This window comes from Kitasatospora sp. NPDC088548, from assembly GCF_044753005.1.
Taxonomy (GTDB): domain Bacteria; phylum Actinomycetota; class Actinomycetes; order Streptomycetales; family Streptomycetaceae; genus Kitasatospora.
This window is the reverse complement of sequence record NZ_JBIVMI010000018.1, coordinates 1-16,309: the sequence shown is the minus strand read 5'-3', so window position 1 is coordinate 16,309 and position 16,309 is coordinate 1. Positions and strand designations below refer to the sequence as shown.

Below are 16,309 nucleotides of genomic sequence, written 5' to 3'. Positions count from 1 at the left end.
CAGATCACGGGTCTGCGGGACGACCGGTCGGATCGGCCTGTCCTCCTTCGGACAGAAGTCATTCCACCACGTTCGGATTGGTCGGCTTGTCCGACGCCCACGTCTCCTCGTCCTCCACGAGGTAGTCAGGGCGCTTGCCGTCCTTCCCGTTGTCCTTCTTACGCCGCTGTGCGTCGCCGAACGGCATACCCGGAGCAAGCCCACCCCCCGTTCCGGCGCCGAGCTCCCCCCTGACTCGGTTCCGGGCGCCCAGGCCGGAACCGCCTTCGGTGAACGCCTGTTTCCCGCCCGACCCAACACTCGGGCGACCGCCCTCTCCGATGACGCCTCCGGTCCGCCCTGCCGGTCCGCTGCCGTCCCTGAGCCGCGGGGCACCACGACCGCCGGCTCCGTAGCCACCCTCGTAGACCTCTCCGGCACCAAAGGCCTGACCGCCGCGCACTGCGGACCTACCGGGGAGGTTCTCCCGACCGGGCGGCTCCCCGCCAGGCGCACCGGCCTTGTTCTGTCCCCCGGGCCCACTGGGGATACCACCGGGGATACCGACAACCGTCCCCCCTGCACTGCCGAAGGTCCCGCCCCCGGGACCACCACCCGTAGATCCACCTGCGGGGCCAGCAGGGTTCGAGAAGCCGTTTCCAGAGATCTGGGTGCCCGAAGCAGGAAGACCGCTGCCGGACCTACCGGGGATGCTCGCGTTCGTACCGTCAATGCCCACACCGGGGCCGATATTGGTCGTGCCCGGAGACTTCGGCAGTGTGCGCGCCGCACCACCCTTGATCCCGGAGTCGGTCGGCGCGGCCGCTGCCGACGCGGCGGGGCGCTTCGCCGCAAGTTGGTCCGGAGGCTTCCGCCTCTGCGGTGCCGGGCTGTTCGTCACCGAAGAGGGCGTTCCGGTACTGCCCATGGCGGTTCCGGCAATCATCGCACCGACCGCCGCCGAGCCGGTGGGGTCGTCCTGCGAGACCGGATCACGGTTGTCCCCGCGCTTTCCGGGCGGAGGCGGCGGAGGCGGCGGCTTCAGCATCGGTGTCGCCACGCGGTAGTGCATGGCGAGGGTCTGCATGACCGCGACGGCTTCGGCCTTCTTCTGCTCGACGACCGCGGTCTTGGTGTCCTCGTCGTCGCCGCCGAAGAGGGAGGAGACGGTGTCGCCGACGCCGTCCTTGAACTGGTCCCAGCCGCTGGGTTCTTCGGGCATGTCACGCTTGGCCTTGGCGATGGCCTCGGACATGGCCTTGAGGGTGATGGCGGCGTCGTTGGCGTAGGCGGCGGTGTTGTTGATGGTGGCGGCGAGCTGGAGCATGCGGGCGTGGAAGGCGTCGCTGGTGCTGCCCTCCCAGCTGACGGCCGCCTCGGTGCTGGCGCGGGTGAGGGTGGTGCGGATCGCCTTGAGGGTGTCGGCGGCGCGGCGCCAGGGGTCGCTGGCGGCCATGACCTCGCCGGGGTTCAGGGCCTCGGCCATCTTCCGGAGCTGGCCGTGGCTGTACGCGCCGAAGTCGGTGTAGTTCACCGGTGGTCGCCTCCGCTCTTCCTCGGCTGTTCGGTGCTCACCGTTCGGACTTCCCGCCGGAGTGCCGGGGCGGGGCCACCGTCCGGGCGTACGCGGCGGCGCTGGTGGCGGACGGGACCGCCACCGACCAGCCGTCGTCGCCGAGTTTGAGTCTGCCCGCGGTGCGGCGCTCCTGCTCCTCGTAGTTGGTGGCGGTGAGTTCGGCCTTCTTCTGGGCGTCGTCGACGGCTTCCTGGAGCTGGTTGAGCACGTCCCGCAGGCCGTCCCGCATCGCCTGGTACCGGCCGTGCAGTTCGGTGGCCTCGGCGAAGGTGCCGAAGGCGTTCTTGCCGACGCCGCTCCGGCCGTGCGTCGTGGTGCCGTCGGCGTAGTGCTGGAACTCGGCCAGCAGCACCCGGACCTGGGCGGCGAACGCCCGCAGCTGCTCGACCTCGACGCGGTAGCCGCCGCCGGCCCCGCCGCTCGAACCGGTCCCCGTGCCCACTCCCGGCGCCTCCCCCGTGCGTCCGTCCCGTACGTTCGTCCCGCGCGGCCCTCTGCGGCGCCCGGGAACACATGTCTAACACATGGCCCGGGCCGGCAGAACGGCATCGCCGGTGAACGCCACACCGCCTGACCCGGGGTCAGTTCGTGGGCGTCCTCTCCTGCAGCGCGGCGAGGGCGCGGCGGCAGAGCGAGTCGGCGCGGCGGGTGGTCTCGGGCAGGCGGTACTGGCGGGCGAGGCCGAGGGTGGTGTCGACGGCTTCGGGCAGGCCGATGCGGTGGCCGACCGAGACGAAGACGGGTTTGACGCCGGGCCGGGTGCGGACGGCGCGCCCGACCTCCTCGCCGGTCGCGGGGTCGGTGAGCGGGGTCCAGGAGCCGCGGGCGGCGTCCGGTGCGCGGTGGTCGAAGGTGAACGGGGTCTTGGCGACCCCGAGGGTGCGCAGGCCGGTGAGCACGCCGAGGTGGCTGGCCAGGCCGAGGCGGCGCGGGTGGGCGAGGCCGTACCCGTCGCAGACCACGGTGCCGGGGGTGCGGGTGAGTGCGGCCAGGGCGTCCAGGACGGCGGGAAGCTCCCGGAAGGCGAGCAGGCCGGGTACGTAGGGGAAGGCGATCCGGCCGACGGCCGTGGCCTCCTCGACGACGGCGAGGGTGTCGCGGTCCAGCAGGACGGCGGCGGCGACCACGAGGTCCCGCTCGTCGTCGTACGCGACGTCGACGCCGGCGACCAGCGCCTCGTCGGGCCGCTCGCCGGTGTCGGCGGTGGGGCTGTCGCCGTACGGCTGGACGAGCGGGCGCAGCCGTTCCTGCTCGACGAGCGCCTCGGCCTCGGTGGTGGGCCAGTCGGCGGGGACGGGCACGGCGGTTCTCCCTGCGAGGGTCGGCGGTCGGGTCGCGACCACCGTACCGAGTGGGGCGGACGACCCCCGGGTGAGCCTGTGCGCCCCCTGTGCCCCGGAGCCGGCGGGCTAGCCTGAACGTACCGAACTCCCGTGCCGGGCATGGCTCCTGGCACCTCCCCCGGCACCGCCCGTTCCCCCCGACGTGCGAAGGACCACCGCCATGCCGCGCCCGACCACCGCTCAGATCTGCCTCGGCACCTTCACCGTCGTCGCCGCCACCGTGGCGCTGCTGGCCGTCTCGGGCGCCACCGGTGTCCTGGAGACCGCCGTCCTGCTGGGCTTCGCGCTCGCGCTCGGCACGCTGGTGACCCTGCTGTCGCTGTCCACCGCCGCCCGCCGGCGTCCGGCGGGCGCCACCGCCCAGGCGCCCGCACCCGCCGCGGGCCCCGCCGGGCACGAGTACGCCCGGCAGCGCTGACCCACCACCTGGCGGCACCGGACCCGAAGGGCTCGCGCTCAGGCCGTGGAGACCACCACGGTTTTCGCGGCCTTGTCGTGCAGGCACTGGCGGTACGGCTTGTCGAAGACGCCGAACAGGCCGTCGATCAGCCACCAGAGGGCGGCGCAGCAGACGACCGCCGGGACGATGAAGACGGCGGCCCGCGTCCAGGCGGCGGCCGGGGCCGGCGAGTTGCCGTCGGCCAGCATGGCGACCCGGATCTTCATCGCCTTCTTGCCGAGCGTCTGGCCGTCCCGGCTGAGCATCAGACCCTCGTAGACCAGGTAGAGCGCGCAGGCGAGCCAGAACGCGCCGGTCGAACCGGAGCGGTCACCGAGGCTGGCGAAGGGGAGTACCACGATGATCGCCACGACCTGCACGAGCAGGTAGTCGATCAGCCGGGCGAGGATCCGGTTGGGCCAGCTGCCGAGCGGCGGCATCCCGGGCAGGGGCCCGGCGCCCGGTGTGCCGTGTCCGGTCGGGCCGTAGCCGGGCGGCGGCGGCTGGTCGTACGGCGACTGGCCGTAGGGGCTCTGCCCGTACGGCGACCCGCCGGGGGCGCCGCCGTACTCACCGCCGTACGCGCCGGGCCGGTCTTCGGGGCCACCGGACGACGGCGGGGGGTTTCCGTACGGGTCCGACGGCTTACCTTCCGGCGTGCCGCCGCCCGACTGCGGGGGCCGCTTGTCGAAGGAGGGCTGGCCGCCCCCCTCCGGCTCGGGGCCTGAGGGGTCGTGGGTGCTCATGCCCCGAGTAGAACATCGCGCATTCTATGGGGTTGGGATATTTAGTCCGTTTTGCCTATTCGACCCGCACAACACGTCCTAGTCCCGGACGACCCGGGTGCGCGCCGCCCGGTCCTGCCAGCCGCGGCGGGCCGGGCGGTCGAGCAGCGGCCAGACCAGGCCGATCAGCAGCAGGGCCGCGAGCTGCCCGACGGTCCAGCGGAGCAGCGACCGGCCGAAGCCCAGCCGGGCGCGGGCGGCCGCCGGGGCCGCGTCCACCACCCGGATCCGGGCCAGGCGCTTGCCGAAGGTCTGGCCGGTACGGGCGGTCGGCAGCACCTCGTAGAGCAGTCCGACGAAGGCCAGGATGCCGAGGAGAACGGCGAGCCTGCCCACCACCACGCCGTCCACCAGCCAGACCTGGACCTGGTGGTGGGTGAGGACGCTGGCCATCCGGGCCTGGTCGAGCTTCCGCTGAAGGTGGGCGGACACCTCGCGGCCGAGCGGAAGGCCCGCGGCGGCGGCGACCACGGCCAGGACGGCGGTGTCCACCAGCCGGGCGGCCAGCCGGCGCCCCGGGCCGGCGGGTGTCCGCCGGGTGGGGCGGCGCCGGGCGGTCGGGCGACGCGGGGCGGTCGGGCGGCGCGGGGCGGCCTCCGCCACCGGCCGGACGGCGGCTGCGGCAGGAGGGGGTACCACCGGGACCGACTCGGCCGACCCCACCGGGGCGGACGGGACCGACGGGGCGGACGGGGCGGACGGCGAGGCGGCCGCGGAAGCCGGTACGGGACCGGGCACGGCAGCCGCCGGAACGACGGAGCGAACCGCCACCGGGCCTGCGCCGGGCCCGGAAGCGGCGCCGGGGCCGGGCACAGGACCGAGCGCGGCCCCCGATCCGGCCGCCGGCCCGCGCTCGTCCGCGACGCACTCGCCCGCACCCGGGAAGCCCGGAAAGCCCGGGACGCCCGAGAGCTCCGGGAAACCCTCGGAGTCCGGAGAGCCCATGGAGTGCGCGGAGTCCACGGAGTCCGGAGCCGGGCCGGCCCCGGACAGCACGCCCCAGGAGACCCAGCGCGGCGCGTCACCCGTGTCCAGCAGTCCGCGCTGGGTCCGCGGGTCGACCTGCCAGCCCGACGGGACGGACTCGTACCCCACCGCCGCGGACGCCCCCGCCTCACCACGCGCGGGCAGGAACACCGGGCCGCCCGCAGGCTCCACCGGCGGCCCGACGCTGAACGACGCCCTGCCCTCGGTCTGGTCCAGGTACACCGGCCCGGTCTCCCCCGCGGCCACCGCGGACCCCGCCGCGAACGCCTCCCCGGATCCCGCCCCCGGCGGCAACCCCGCCCCCTCCCCGTCGGCCTCCGGCGCCACCGGCGGCGGCACGAACCGCGCACCGCCACCCACTCCGGCACCCCCCTGCACCGGCCTGCGGGACGCGAACCGGGGCGGCTCCAGCACCTCACCCGCCGCGGGGGCGGGCCGGCTGGTGCCGGGCACCCAGGCGGTGCCGCCCCAGTAGCGGACGAAGCCGGGGATCGAGGGGTCGGGGTAGTAGCCCGGCGCGGGGCCGACGGCCGTGTCCGTACCGCCGACGAAGGGCCGGTCCGTCATGGGGGTCTTCTTTCCTGGCAGGGCCGATGCGGCGCGCCCGGCGAGCACGCGGGCGCCCCGGGGCGGGGCGGCGGCTGCGCCGTTGGCGCGCTCGGGGGCACCACCGCATGGGCGGACAGTCGCCGGACAGTCACAAAGGGTAGTGCCTCGGCGGCCCCGAGGTGGAAAGTTGGTCAATCATCGGACGGAGCGGGTTCGAACGGGGTAAGGCCGGCCTGCGGTCGCCCCGGCGCGCGCCCACGAACACGCGCTCACTCCACCGTGTTCACCACTCCTCACCGAAGTCCACGGAAGTCCGCGAAGAAATCTCGGAAACCCGAGTAAGAACGGACCCCGGACGCGCTCTGGAAGGGGGCAGGGCCCGGAACCGGGCACGAAACCGCAGGCAGAGAGGAAGCCGATCATGGAGCGCGCGACGAGCGTGGTCGAGCACGAGCTGGAACTCAACCTGGTGCTCTCACCCGAGCACAGCGTCCCCGTCCCGGCCCGGCTGTCGTACGGCAGCCACGACCCGTACGCGGTGCACATCACCTTCCACCTGGACACCGGCTCGCCGGTCACCTGGGTGTTCGCCCGCGAGCTGCTGGTCGAGGGGACCTTCCGGCCGTGCGGCCAGGGGGACGTGCGGATCTGGCCGACCCGCTCGGGCCGGCGCAGCGTGCTCTGTCTGGCGCTGAGCTCGCCGGCCGGGGACGCGCTGCTGGAGGCCCCGCTGCCGGCCGTCGCGGCCTGGCTGGAGCGGGCGCACCGGCTGGTGCCGCCGGGCAGCGAGCTGTCCGCCCTGGACCTGGACGGTTCGCTCGCCGAGCTGCTCGCGTGACCGGCCGCGCCCCCGGGGCGCACGACCCCGGCGGCCCGGACCGCTTCGCCGGCCCAGGCGGCCCCGACGACTCAGCGGGCCGCGGGGGCCTGCTGACGGTCGTGCGCGGGGCCCGGGTGGCCACCGCCGTCGCGCTGGCCGGGCAGCCGGACCAGCGGAGCGCCGGCGGCGCGCCTCCTGGCCCTTATGCGTAGCCCGGCGGCCAGCAGGAAGCAGAGCCCGACCCAGGGGTAGACCGAGGCCGGGAGCTGGCTGGCCGGCGGGAGGTGCAGGTCGAGGTCGCCGTGGTGCGGCACGGCCCACATCGCGAAGGAGAAGAAGGCGACCAGCGTGGCCCAGAAGGCGGCGCGCCAGCGCAGCTTGCGGACGGCGGCCGGGCGGGCGTGCTCGATCGACGCCTCGCAGGCGAGCAGGGCGAGCATCGGCACGCACCAGACCCAGTGGTGGGTCCAGCTGATCGGCGAGATCAGGACGGCGGTGACGGCGGCGCAGCAGACGCCCCACGCCTCGGCGCGGGGCAGCCAGCGGGAGCTGTAGGAGGCCCAGGCGGCGACGCCGAGACCGGCCACGGCGACCACGACGCCGGCGAGGGTGGCGACGGTGCCGGGGTCGGCGGTGTGCAGCAGGCGGGCGATGGCGCCGCGCACCGACTGGTTGTCGACGATCTCGGTCTTGCCGACCCGCGAGGAGTCGTAGAGGTACTTGGTCCAGAAGCCCCAGGTGGCGTCCGGCAGGACGAGGGCGCCGATCAGGAAGGTGCCGAGGAAGGTGAAGCCGGCCACCAGCGCGGCCCGGACCCGGCCGGTGATCAGCAGGTAGACGGCGAACAGGCCGGGGGTGAGCTTGATGCCGGCGGCGATGCCGATCGCGACGCCCTTGCTGCGGCGCCCGTCCGGGCGGGTGAGGTCCCAGAGGATCAGGCAGGCCAGGGCCAGGTTGATCTGGCCGTAGCGCAGCGTGGTGAAGACGGGTTCGAGCCAGACCCCGCCGCCGGTGACCAGGATCACGCCGAGCGGGCGCAGTTCCCGGCGTGGCCAGCCGACCAGCTTGAACGACAGGTGGGTGAGCAGCGCGAGCAGCCCGAGGTTACCGAGTGTGATCGCCACCCGGAGGAAGGGGACGGGGAACCAGGTGGTCGGCACGAACAGCATCGCGGCGAACGGCGGGTAGGTCGCGGGGAGGTTCCACTCGGTGACCCGCAGTCCGTACAGATCGGTGCCGTTGGCGACGGCGGCGCCCTCGGCCCGGTAGACGATCATGTCGACCATCGAGGTGTGGACGAAGTGCCGGACGACGGCGTAGACGACCAGGGACAGCAGCGCCACGGCGGAGACGGCCAGCAGTGGTCGGCGCGGCGCCTCGCGCAGGGCCTGGACGGGCGCGCCGAGGGCGGCCTTCAGCCGGTTCGACAGGGGGGCGGGCGCCGGGTCGGGTGCGGTTCGCACCGGGCTGCGCTCGTCTTGCACCGCTGTCACTGTTCCGCTCCGTCCACCGCTCGACCAACCAGCGACGATACCGGATGCCCGGCACCCCGGCCCGGCGCCGTTCGGTCACGGAGAGTGTCCACCCTGAGGGAAACGCCCCGGCCGGCCACGCTCCGTTGCGGTCGGTGCGCGGCCGGCCGGGGCCGGGGGGAGGGCGGTCGACGGGTCAGCCGGCGTAGGCGCCGAGGGCCCGGGTGAAGTCCAGCGGCTGCTGGACGATGCTGCTGCAGCTGGCGTCGGCGTACGCCTTGGCGCCGCCGTCGCAGGCCTTGTCCCGGGTGCCGGACCACATGGCCAGCCAGGCGAGGTGCTTGGCGGTGGCGAAGTCGGCGAGCTGCTTGGCGTCGGCGACCGTGAAGATCTCGCTGGCGACGTCGTTGACGCCGATCATCGGGGTGACGGCGACCTTGCGCCAGGCGGACGCGTCGTCCAGGCCGAGCACGCTCTTCACCTGGGCCTGGGTGGCGGTGGCGGCGGCGATGGCGTACTTGCCCATCTGGCCCTGCGGGTTCGGGGCGACGCCGTCGCCGAAGTCCATCGCCATGATGTTGACCGCGCCGATCGCGACGCCGTTGTTCTTGGCGTCGGCGACCAGGTTGACGCCCTCCTGGGTGAGGCCGGAGGGCAGCGCGGGCAGGGTGTAGGAGACGTCCAGGGCCTTGCCCTTGGCGGCGGCGTTCTTCTGCAGCTGGGCGATGGACTGGGCGCGGCGGGTGTTGGCGGCGGTGTTGCCGATCGCGCCGCCCTCCACGTCGAAGTCGATCTTGGTCAGGCCGAAGGTGTCGACGGTCTTCTGGTAGACGGCGGTCAGGTCGGCCACCGAGGAGCAGGCGAGGGCCAGCTCGCTGCCGTTGGCACCGCCGAAGGAGACCCGGACGTCGCCGCCGATCGCCCGCAGCGCGCCGATCTGCGCGGCCACCGCGTCGGCGGAGAGGTCGCTGACGCCGCCCCACTTGGGGACGCAGCCGCCGCCGGAGACCACGAAGGCCAGGGTGAAGTTCTTGACGCCGCTCGCCTTGGCGGTGGCGACCAGGTCGTACGGCGGGTAGAGCGAGGTGTCCACGAACGGGGCGAAGCCGGCGCCGGTGGCCGGGACGGGCGTGCCGGTCGCGGTGGCGGTGGGCGTCGGGACCGTGGTCGGCGTCGGCGCCGGGGTGGTGGGCTTGACGGTGGCGGTGGGGCTGGGCGGGGCGGTGGTGGGCTGGGCCGTCGCGGTCGGGGTCGGGGTGGCCGACGTCGGGACGGCGGTCGCGGTGGCGCTGGCGCTGGGCGAGGTGGTCGGCCGGCCCGAGGGGGTGGGCGCGGTGCCGTCGCCGGCCTTGCAGGAGACGTTGTTGATCAGGCAGTTGCCGGGCTCGCCCTGGGCGGCGCCGGAGCCCTGGGCGACGAAGCCGACCACCACGCTCCTGCCGGGCTCCAGCCGCTTGTTCCACGACTCGGGCTTGACGGTGATGTGCTGCCCGGTGGCGCTGAAGGTGGCGTTCCAGAGCGAGTCGATCTTCGCTCCGGCGGGCAGGTCGAAGGAGAGCGTCCAGTCCTCGATCGCGCCGCTGTCGGGGTTGGTGACCAGGTACTGGCCGGTGTAGCCGGCGTCCCAGGTGCTGGTGCGGCTGTAGACGGCGCCCAGCGAGGCGGCGCTGGCCGAGGACGCGAGGACGACGACACCGCCCGCGACCAGCGCGGCGGCGACCGCCGAGGCGCCGATGACGGTCCCCTTGCGGCTGCGTCGGCGGCGGCCTGGACGGCGGTTGGGCTGGGTCGTCATAGGGGCGTACCTCCGCTGGGAAACCTCCCCGCCCGAAAGGGTGGGGGAGGCAAGGTGGGGCCGTGGGGCCGCAGCGGCCGGGCGAGGGTGCGTGGACCCGTCGCGGGCCTGCGACCCGGCTCGGTCGGGTGACCGGCGCGGACGACGCTAGCGGTGCCCGAGGACCGGAACCGGCCTGCTGAGCGAGGGGTACAGGTCCCTTAGGGCCCGCTTAAGAAAGAGGCCGGGGGCGTCGCCGGGGTTCACCGCTGGAACAGCGCGCTGCGGCTGCGGCGGCGGCCGGCCCGGACCGGGGCGCCGTCGGGGCGCGCCTCCAGCCGCAGCCGGATCTCGGCGCCGCCGAGCACGGCGGAGCGGCCGAGCGCGAGATCGCCGCCGGTGGCCTCGGCGAGCTTGCGGGCGATGTCCAGACCGAGGCCGGTGGAGCCCTCGCCGCCGTGGCCCTGGCCGCGCTGCAGGGCGGCCTCGGGGTCGGTGAAGCCCGGGCCGGCGTCGCCGACCAGGACGATGACCGAGCTGTCGGCGGCGAGCACGTCCACCGAGAAGGCGGTGCCGACGGCGGTGTGCCGGAAGACGTTGCCGAGCAGCGCGTCCACGGCGGCGGCGAGGTCGCCGCGCTGGACCGGGACGGGGGCCGGCTGGTCGGCGCCGGCGAGCTGCCAGCGGCGGCCCTCGTCCTCGGCGAGTGCGGACCAGAAGCCGACCCGTTCCTGGATCACCTCGGCGGCGTCGCACCCGACGGTGACGGCGGGCGCGTCCTCGGGCGCCCGGCGGGCCGAGCGGATGATCTGGTCGACCTCGCGCTCCAGCTGGGAGACGGCGTGCCGGGTGGCGTCGGCGGCGTCGCCCTCGCCGAGCGAGGCGGCGTTGAGCCGCAGCACGGTGAGCGGGGTACGCAGCCGGTGCGACAGGTCGGCGGCCAGCTCCCGCTCGGCGGCGAGCAGGTGGACGACCCGGTCGGCCATGGCGTTGAAGGCGTGCGCGGCCTCGCGCAGTTCCTCGGGGCTGCCGGCGGTCTGCCGGCCGTCGGTGGGCACCCGGACCGCGAGGTTGCCGGCGCCGAGCGAACGGGCGGCGCCGGCCAGCCGGCGGGCGGAGGCGACGATCCGCGCGCCCATCCGGTCGGCGACCAGCACCGAGATGGCGACCAGGGCGAGTGCGACGGCGGACAGCACCAGCCAGGCGGTGGAGACGCCCCGGGTGAGGTCGACGTCGGCCACGAACACCTCGACCACGGCGGTCCGGCCGGTGTCGACGGCGACCGGCTGGAGCAGCGCGAAGCCGCCGGGCACCTCGACGGTGAACGAGCGGCCCTGGCCGGCGGCGCTGGCCACGTCGGCGGCGAGCGCGTGGGCGTCGCCGATGGTCGGCCCGCCCCCCTCACCCGCGCCGGCCGGCTCCCCGCCCGCCGCGGCGGGCACGCCGGGCACCGCGGTCGGTGCCGCGCCGGGCAGGACGCCCGGCACCGCGGCCGGTGCCGTGGCCGCCGCGCCGTCCGCCCCGGCGGCGGTCCGCGCCGGGGCCGGCAGGTGGACCGCCATCCGGCGCTGCGCGCCCGCGTCGGTGCTGGCCACGGCGCGGGTGATGGCCTCCTGGCCGGTGGTGATGGCGAGCGCCGGGCCGAGGGCCGCGGCCTGACGCTCCGCCGCGGTGAACGCCCGGTCGCGGGCGGTCTGCTGGACCATCAGCCCGAGCGGAATGAGGAAGGCCAGCGCGACCATGGTGGTACCGGCCACGGCGGCCTTGATCAGGGCCCAGCGCAGCGAGTGGCCGAACTTCCTCATGTCCGGCGCTCCGCGTGGGCCGGCCCGGGACCGGTGGGGTGCCCGGCCGCCTCCAGCCGGACCCCGACGCCGCGCACGGTGTGCAGGTAACGGGGGCTGGAGGCGGTCTCGCCGAGCTTGCGGCGCAGCCAGGAGAGGTGGACGTCGATGGTCTGGTCGCCGCCGTAGGTCTGACGCCAGACCTCGGCCAGGATCTCCTTGCGCGGCACCACCACCCCCGGGCGGGCGGCGAGAAAGGCCAGCAGGTCGAATTCACGGCGGGTCAGATCCAGCGGCCGCCCGTCCAGCGCGGCCTCGCGCCGCTGGAGATCGATGGCGAGCCCGCCGACTCTGAGCACCTGGGCCACGGGGGCCACGCCGCCGCCGAGCCGGCGCAGGACGGCGGCCATCCGGGCGCTGAGGTGCTCACCGGAGAAAGGTTTCACCAAGTAGTCGTCGGCGCCGTCGTTGAGCAGCCGGACGATCTCGGTCTCGTCGTCGCGGGCGGTGGAGATGATGACTGGCACATTGGTCAGGCCGCGGATCATCTTGAGCGCCTCGCTGCCGTCCAGATCGGGCAGGCCGAGGTCGAGGATCACCAGGTCACAGCCGACCTGGGCGACCTCGCGCAGCGCCTCAAGTGCCGTGCCCACACTGCGGACCGCGTGGCCGGTGTCGGCCAGGTGCCGGATGAGGGCGGAGCGTACGAAGGGGTCGTCCTCGACCACGAGCACTGTTGCCATGGGGCTGCACGGTACGCCATCGGCATGCAATGGTCTGTACCTCGGGGTCGGGTCCGGCCCCGGCCGCGGGCGGGGCCGGACCCGGTCCGGCCCGCGGCCGGGGTTTTGTGCAACTACCCTGCCGAATAGCAGGGGTGCCCACCTGCCGCGCCCCGGGATACGGCAGGATGTGCGCACGATGCGGAACGGACTGGTACAGCTCGGCGCCTGGGCGGCAGCCACCGGGGCGGCGGTGGCGCTGTCCTGGCTCGGCGTGCACGCGGTGCTGACCGGCGCCGCGTTCGAGCAGCCGACGGCGCTGCCACTGCCCTCCCCGGCCTCCAGCGGGACCAGGCCGACACCCACGCCGACGCCCACGTCCGCGCAGGCCCAGACGCAGGCGTCGTCGACGCCCCAGCCCCAGCCGCCCGCCCCGCCGTCCACGCCCGCCGCCCCGACCACCCAGCGCAGTCCCGTCACCGCGGCCACCGCCCAGCCCCCCTCCCGTCGGCCCGTACCGACCGCCACCCCCACGTCCACCGTGCGCAGTTACCCGGTCCCGGGCGGCAAGGTGGCCCTGGACATCCGGTCGGACAGTGCCTCGCTGGTCTCCGCCACACCGGACCCCGGCTGGACGATGCGGGTCTGGAACGGCGAGCAGTGGCTGCGGGTGGACTTCACCAAGGACGACCAGACCAACTCGGTCATCGCCTACTGGAACGGCCACCCGCCGATTGTCGACCCGGTGATCCGCTGACCTCCCGTCACCACCCCTCGAACGGCAGGTACCCGGGCAGATAGGGCCCGGTGTAGCGGGAGCGGTCGACCAGGGTGTGCCGGGTGCCGCCGGGCACCCTGATCGCGGCGAGCACCACCGTGCCGTAGCGGTCCCGCACCTCGTACGGCTCGGCCAGCGAGCCGGCGCCCCGGTCGACGGCGAAGTCGTACGCGTAGTGGACGTCGGGCACCGCCACCGCCAGGTCCACCACCCCGTCGCCGTGCCGGGCCAGGTACGCGGCCAGCTCCCGCCCGCGCGGGCCGACGACCTGGACCGGCGAGGTGAGCACGAACCGCGTCCCGGGCGCCCGCAGCACGTACGAGACGGTCTCCGGCTCGCCCGTCCCGGGCCCCGCGTAGGCGGTACATCGCAGGCCGAGCGCGGCGGCGTAGCGGCGTGCCGCGCGCTCGGCGTCCCCGACCGCGAAGACCACCGCGTCGGCGCGCCCCATCGGGACGAGGTCGGGCTCCTCCCGGCCCGCGGCGAGCAGAACGGGTTCGGCGGCGGTGTCGGTCATGACGGCCCTCCCGGTAGGCGTACGGGACCACGATCAGCCCGGGCGCGGTGCGGGGACCGGCTCACGGGGGTGTGGCTGGAGGGTGGCGCCGAGCCGACCGCCGCGCAACTGTTCCGTTTCCTCCTGGTCAAGGTGTGCGCCGGGGCGGGAGAATCGGCCGCACCGCTGTACAGAATGCCCACCGGAGGACGGAGCCCGCGATGCCCCCCGCCAACTCCCCGAGCTCCCCCGGCTCGGCCGACTCCCCTGCCGCACCGAGCCCTTCCGCGCCGCCGGCGGGCGCGGGCGGCGGCAACGACGCGATCGACCCGCTGGACGGACGGCTGATCCGGCTGCTGGCGGAGGAGCCCCGGATCGGGGTGCTGGAGTGCTCCCGCCGCCTCCAGGTGGCCCGGGGCACCGTGCAGGCGCGGCTGGACCGGCTCCAGGCGAAGGGGGTGATCGGCGGCTTCGGCCCGGAGGTGGACCCGGCGGCGCTGGGCTACCCGGTGACGGCGTTCGCCACGCTGGAGATCTCCCAGGGGCAGGGCGCGGACGTGCGGGCGCACCTGGTGGGCGTGCCGGAGGTGCTGGAACTGCACACGATCACCGGGCACGGGGACATGATGGTGCGGATCGTGGCCCGTTCCAACGCCGATCTGCAACGGGTGATCGACCGGGTGGTGGGCTTCGACGGGATCGTCCGGTCCTCGACGGCGATCGCGCTGGAGAACCCGGTGCCCTACCGGATCCTGCCGCTGGTGGACCAGGCCGCCGCGGAGTAGCCGCCCGGCCCGGCACCCGCGCCGTCCGGCCGCCGTCGGCCGTCAGCAGCTCGGGACGCCGCCGCCGTTCCTGAGCGCCTCCAGCGCGGAGACGGCCTCCCCCAGCGTGCCCACCGGGACCAGCCGCAGGCCCTCGGGCGTGTTCACCTTGGCGTCCGTGCACTCGTCCTTGGGCAGCAGGAACACCGTCGCGCCGTCCCGGGCGGCGGCCTGCGTCTTCAGCGGTACGCCGCCCACCGCGCCGATGGTGCCCTGGTCGTCGATGGTGCCGGTGCCCGCGATCTTCAGCCCGCCGGTGAGGTCGCCGCCCTTGCCGTCCCCGGCGAGCTTGTCGACGATGCCCAGCGCCAGCATCTGGCCGGCGCTCGGGCCGCCGATGTCGCCGAGGTCGACCTTCACCTTCACCTGGTCCGGCGAGAGGTGGAGGTAGGAGAGCGCGGCCATCGCGGCGCTGTTCTGCGACTCGGCCATCTGCCGGGCGGTGACCTCCTCGGCCTTGGCCGGATTGCCCTGCGGGTAGACGGTGTCGGTCGGCCGGACCGCCTCGTCCCGGTCGAACCAGGCCTGCAGCGAGCGCCAGAAGGTGGTGCGCTCCCCCGGGCTGGTCGCCGAGATGGTCACCATCCGCAGCTGGCCGTCGGTGGCCCGGACCGGCGCTCCGGTGATGGTGAGCACCGGCCGGTCCTGGTAGCTGCCGAGGGTGTCCGCCGTCACGCCGGGCCAGGTGAGGGTGTACGGCAGCGGGACGAAGGCCGCCACGCCGAACAGCGCGGTGACCAGCGCCCCGCACAGCGCCAGCGCGCGGGTACGGGGGGCGGTCAGGGCCTTGGGCAGCTTGGAGTCGGACACAGAGGCATCCAAACACACCCGGCACTCCCGCCGGGCACTACCGCAGGGCGTCGGCCACCTCGGTCGCCGCCTCCACCACCCGGGGGCCGACCCGCTCGGGGACCAGTCCGTTCAGCATCACCACGCCCACGCTGCCCTCGATCCCGCTCAGCCCCAGCAGCGCGGCCGCGGCGCCGGACGCCCCGGACTGCTCCTCCGCACGGGTGATGACGAATCCCTGGTCCGGCCGGCGCTGGCCGGGGAACCCGCGCGCCTCCAGGATCGCCCGCCCGGCGGCGCTCTCGCCCAGCGGGTGGCGCAGGCCGGTCCGGTACGCGACGTGGAAGTCGGTCCAGCTGGGTTCGACCACGGCGACGGCCAGCGCCTCGTTGCCGTCCACCAGGGTCAGATGGGCGGTGGCGCCGAGGTCCTCGGCCAGGCTGCGCAGGGCCGGCAGGGCCGCCTCGCGCAGCAGCGGGTGCACCCGGTGCGCCAGGCGCAGGACGCCCAGGCCGACCCGGGCCCGGCCGCCGATGTCCCGGCGGACCAGCCCGTGCTGCTCCAGGGTGGCCAGCAGCCGGTAGACGACGGTCCGGTTGACGGCGAGCCGGGCGGCCAGTTCGGTGACCGTCAGCCCGCGCTCGGAGTCGGCGAGGAGTTTGAGGACCCGGACGCCACGGTCCAGGGTCTGGGAGGTCTCTGCAGTCACGACGCGCAATTCCTTTCCGCGGCGGTCGCCGGAGCGGCGGCGCCGGTCCGGGACTCAGGTGTCGCGCGCAGGTGGGTGACCGCGCTCGGGCCGCGGTGTGTCGTCCTTGACGCCCTGGCGGTCCTGCGGCGCCCGTCCCCGGGGGTTACCCGGCGGAAGAGCGTGTGGGAAAGGTAGTGAAGGAAATGTCGCGACGGAAGTGGTTGTCCAAAATTCGGGCATGATCGATTTGAACGCGCCCGGCAAATCCGGGCAAATGCCCACGTATCACAAGGCGTGACCGGGTGTCAGTTCGAACACAGTCCGAAGTTCGGACACCTGGACCGGAGGGGGGCGCCACGCCCGGACCGGCCGCCCCGGGTGCCCGGCCCCGGACGCCCGCCGGCTCAGCTTGTCGTTTTACCTCCGGTGATCATCTTCTGTGGCGTTCGGGTTATCGCCTGTCTGTTCGCTATTGGTTGGTGACCAGGGCGAGTCCGACGT

Annotated in this window: 16 protein-coding genes; 4 read left to right on the top strand and 12 right to left on the bottom strand. The window is 74.6% G+C overall.

The window, feature by feature from the left end:
* Positions 1-58: 58 nt before the first annotated feature.
* The 3 genes from ACIP82_RS22535 to ACIP82_RS22525 all read right to left on the bottom strand — a co-directional run bounded on the left by ACIP82_RS22535 (position 59) and on the right by ACIP82_RS22525 (position 2,856).
* Positions 59-1,513 (bottom strand): WXG100 family type VII secretion target, encoded by a 1,455-nt coding sequence (locus ACIP82_RS22535; protein WP_400655564.1) that lies wholly within the window; start codon positions 1,511-1,513, stop codon positions 59-61.
* Between the two features lie 37 nt (positions 1,514-1,550).
* Positions 1,551-1,997 carry a hypothetical protein gene (locus ACIP82_RS22530; RefSeq protein WP_363606620.1) on the bottom strand — a complete coding sequence of 149 codons (447 nt, stop codon included), beginning with the start codon at positions 1,995-1,997 and terminating at the stop codon, positions 1,551-1,553.
* A 139-nt stretch (positions 1,998-2,136) separates the two neighbouring features.
* Positions 2,137-2,856 carry an endonuclease V gene (locus ACIP82_RS22525; RefSeq protein WP_400655562.1) on the bottom strand — a complete coding sequence of 240 codons (720 nt, stop codon included), beginning with the start codon at positions 2,854-2,856 and terminating at the stop codon, positions 2,137-2,139.
* Between the two features lie 202 nt (positions 2,857-3,058).
* Between ACIP82_RS22525 and ACIP82_RS22520 the strand changes: the two genes are divergently transcribed.
* Complete coding sequence (locus ACIP82_RS22520; RefSeq protein ID WP_363606618.1) at positions 3,059-3,316, top strand: hypothetical protein; 258 nt, start codon at positions 3,059-3,061, stop codon at positions 3,314-3,316.
* Between the two features lie 38 nt (positions 3,317-3,354).
* Here the strand turns inward: ACIP82_RS22520 and ACIP82_RS22515 are convergent, their stop codons facing one another.
* Positions 3,355-4,083: an RDD family protein gene (locus tag ACIP82_RS22515; RefSeq protein WP_363606617.1), complete on the bottom strand. Its 729-nt coding sequence runs from the start codon at positions 4,081-4,083 to the stop codon at positions 3,355-3,357.
* Positions 4,084-4,161: 78 nt separating this feature from the next.
* Positions 4,162-5,676, bottom strand: a complete 1,515-nt coding sequence (locus tag ACIP82_RS22510) for an RDD family protein (RefSeq protein ID WP_400655559.1) — start codon at positions 5,674-5,676, stop codon at positions 4,162-4,164.
* A 403-nt stretch (positions 5,677-6,079) separates the two neighbouring features.
* Here ACIP82_RS22510 and ACIP82_RS22505 point away from each other — a divergent pair, with 403 nt between their 5' ends.
* Positions 6,080-6,496: an SsgA family sporulation/cell division regulator gene (locus ACIP82_RS22505; protein ID WP_363606615.1), complete on the top strand. Its 417-nt coding sequence runs from the start codon at positions 6,080-6,082 to the stop codon at positions 6,494-6,496.
* Between the two features lie 71 nt (positions 6,497-6,567).
* On the opposite strand, the gene ACIP82_RS22500 is transcribed toward ACIP82_RS22505, so the two are convergent.
* The 4 genes from ACIP82_RS22500 to ACIP82_RS22485 form a co-directional block, all read right to left on the bottom strand.
* On the bottom strand, positions 6,568-7,971 hold the full coding sequence (locus ACIP82_RS22500) for a glycosyltransferase 87 family protein (protein ID WP_400655556.1): 1,404 nt from the start codon (positions 7,969-7,971) through the stop codon (positions 6,568-6,570).
* Between the two features lie 175 nt (positions 7,972-8,146).
* Positions 8,147-9,745 (bottom strand): cellulose binding domain-containing protein, encoded by a 1,599-nt coding sequence (locus tag ACIP82_RS22495; protein WP_400655554.1) that lies wholly within the window; start codon positions 9,743-9,745, stop codon positions 8,147-8,149.
* 242 nt (positions 9,746-9,987) lie between these two features.
* Positions 9,988-11,529, bottom strand: a complete 1,542-nt coding sequence (locus ACIP82_RS22490; protein ID WP_400655552.1) for a sensor histidine kinase — start codon at positions 11,527-11,529, stop codon at positions 9,988-9,990.
* Positions 11,526-12,251 carry a response regulator transcription factor gene (locus ACIP82_RS22485; protein ID WP_363606611.1) on the bottom strand — a complete coding sequence of 242 codons (726 nt, stop codon included), beginning with the start codon at positions 12,249-12,251 and terminating at the stop codon, positions 11,526-11,528. Before ACIP82_RS22485 ends, ACIP82_RS22490 begins: the two co-directional genes overlap by 4 nt.
* A gap of 178 nt (positions 12,252-12,429) precedes the next feature.
* On the opposite strand from ACIP82_RS22485, the gene ACIP82_RS22480 reads away from it, so the two are divergent.
* Positions 12,430-12,987, top strand: a complete 558-nt coding sequence (locus ACIP82_RS22480; RefSeq protein WP_400655550.1) for a hypothetical protein — start codon at positions 12,430-12,432, stop codon at positions 12,985-12,987.
* Positions 12,988-12,994: 7 nt separating this feature from the next.
* Here ACIP82_RS22480 and ACIP82_RS22475 read toward each other — a convergent pair whose 3' ends face one another.
* Positions 12,995-13,525 carry a VOC family protein gene (locus ACIP82_RS22475; protein ID WP_363606608.1) on the bottom strand — a complete coding sequence of 177 codons (531 nt, stop codon included), beginning with the start codon at positions 13,523-13,525 and terminating at the stop codon, positions 12,995-12,997.
* 200 nt (positions 13,526-13,725) lie between these two features.
* On the opposite strand from ACIP82_RS22475, the gene ACIP82_RS22470 reads away from it, so the two are divergent.
* Entirely contained in the window at positions 13,726-14,289 is a 564-nt protein-coding gene (locus tag ACIP82_RS22470; protein ID WP_363606607.1) for an Lrp/AsnC family transcriptional regulator, read from the top strand.
* Positions 14,290-14,331: 42 nt separating this feature from the next.
* Here ACIP82_RS22470 and ACIP82_RS22465 read toward each other — a convergent pair whose 3' ends face one another.
* Together ACIP82_RS22465 and ACIP82_RS22460 are read right to left on the bottom strand one after the other, a co-directional pair.
* Positions 14,332-15,138, bottom strand: a complete 807-nt coding sequence (locus tag ACIP82_RS22465; protein WP_400655547.1) for a S16 family serine protease — start codon at positions 15,136-15,138, stop codon at positions 14,332-14,334.
* Between the two features lie 37 nt (positions 15,139-15,175).
* On the bottom strand, positions 15,176-15,826 hold the full coding sequence (locus tag ACIP82_RS22460; protein WP_363606603.1) for a helix-turn-helix domain-containing protein: 651 nt from the start codon (positions 15,824-15,826) through the stop codon (positions 15,176-15,178).
* Positions 15,827-16,309 lie beyond the last annotated feature (483 nt).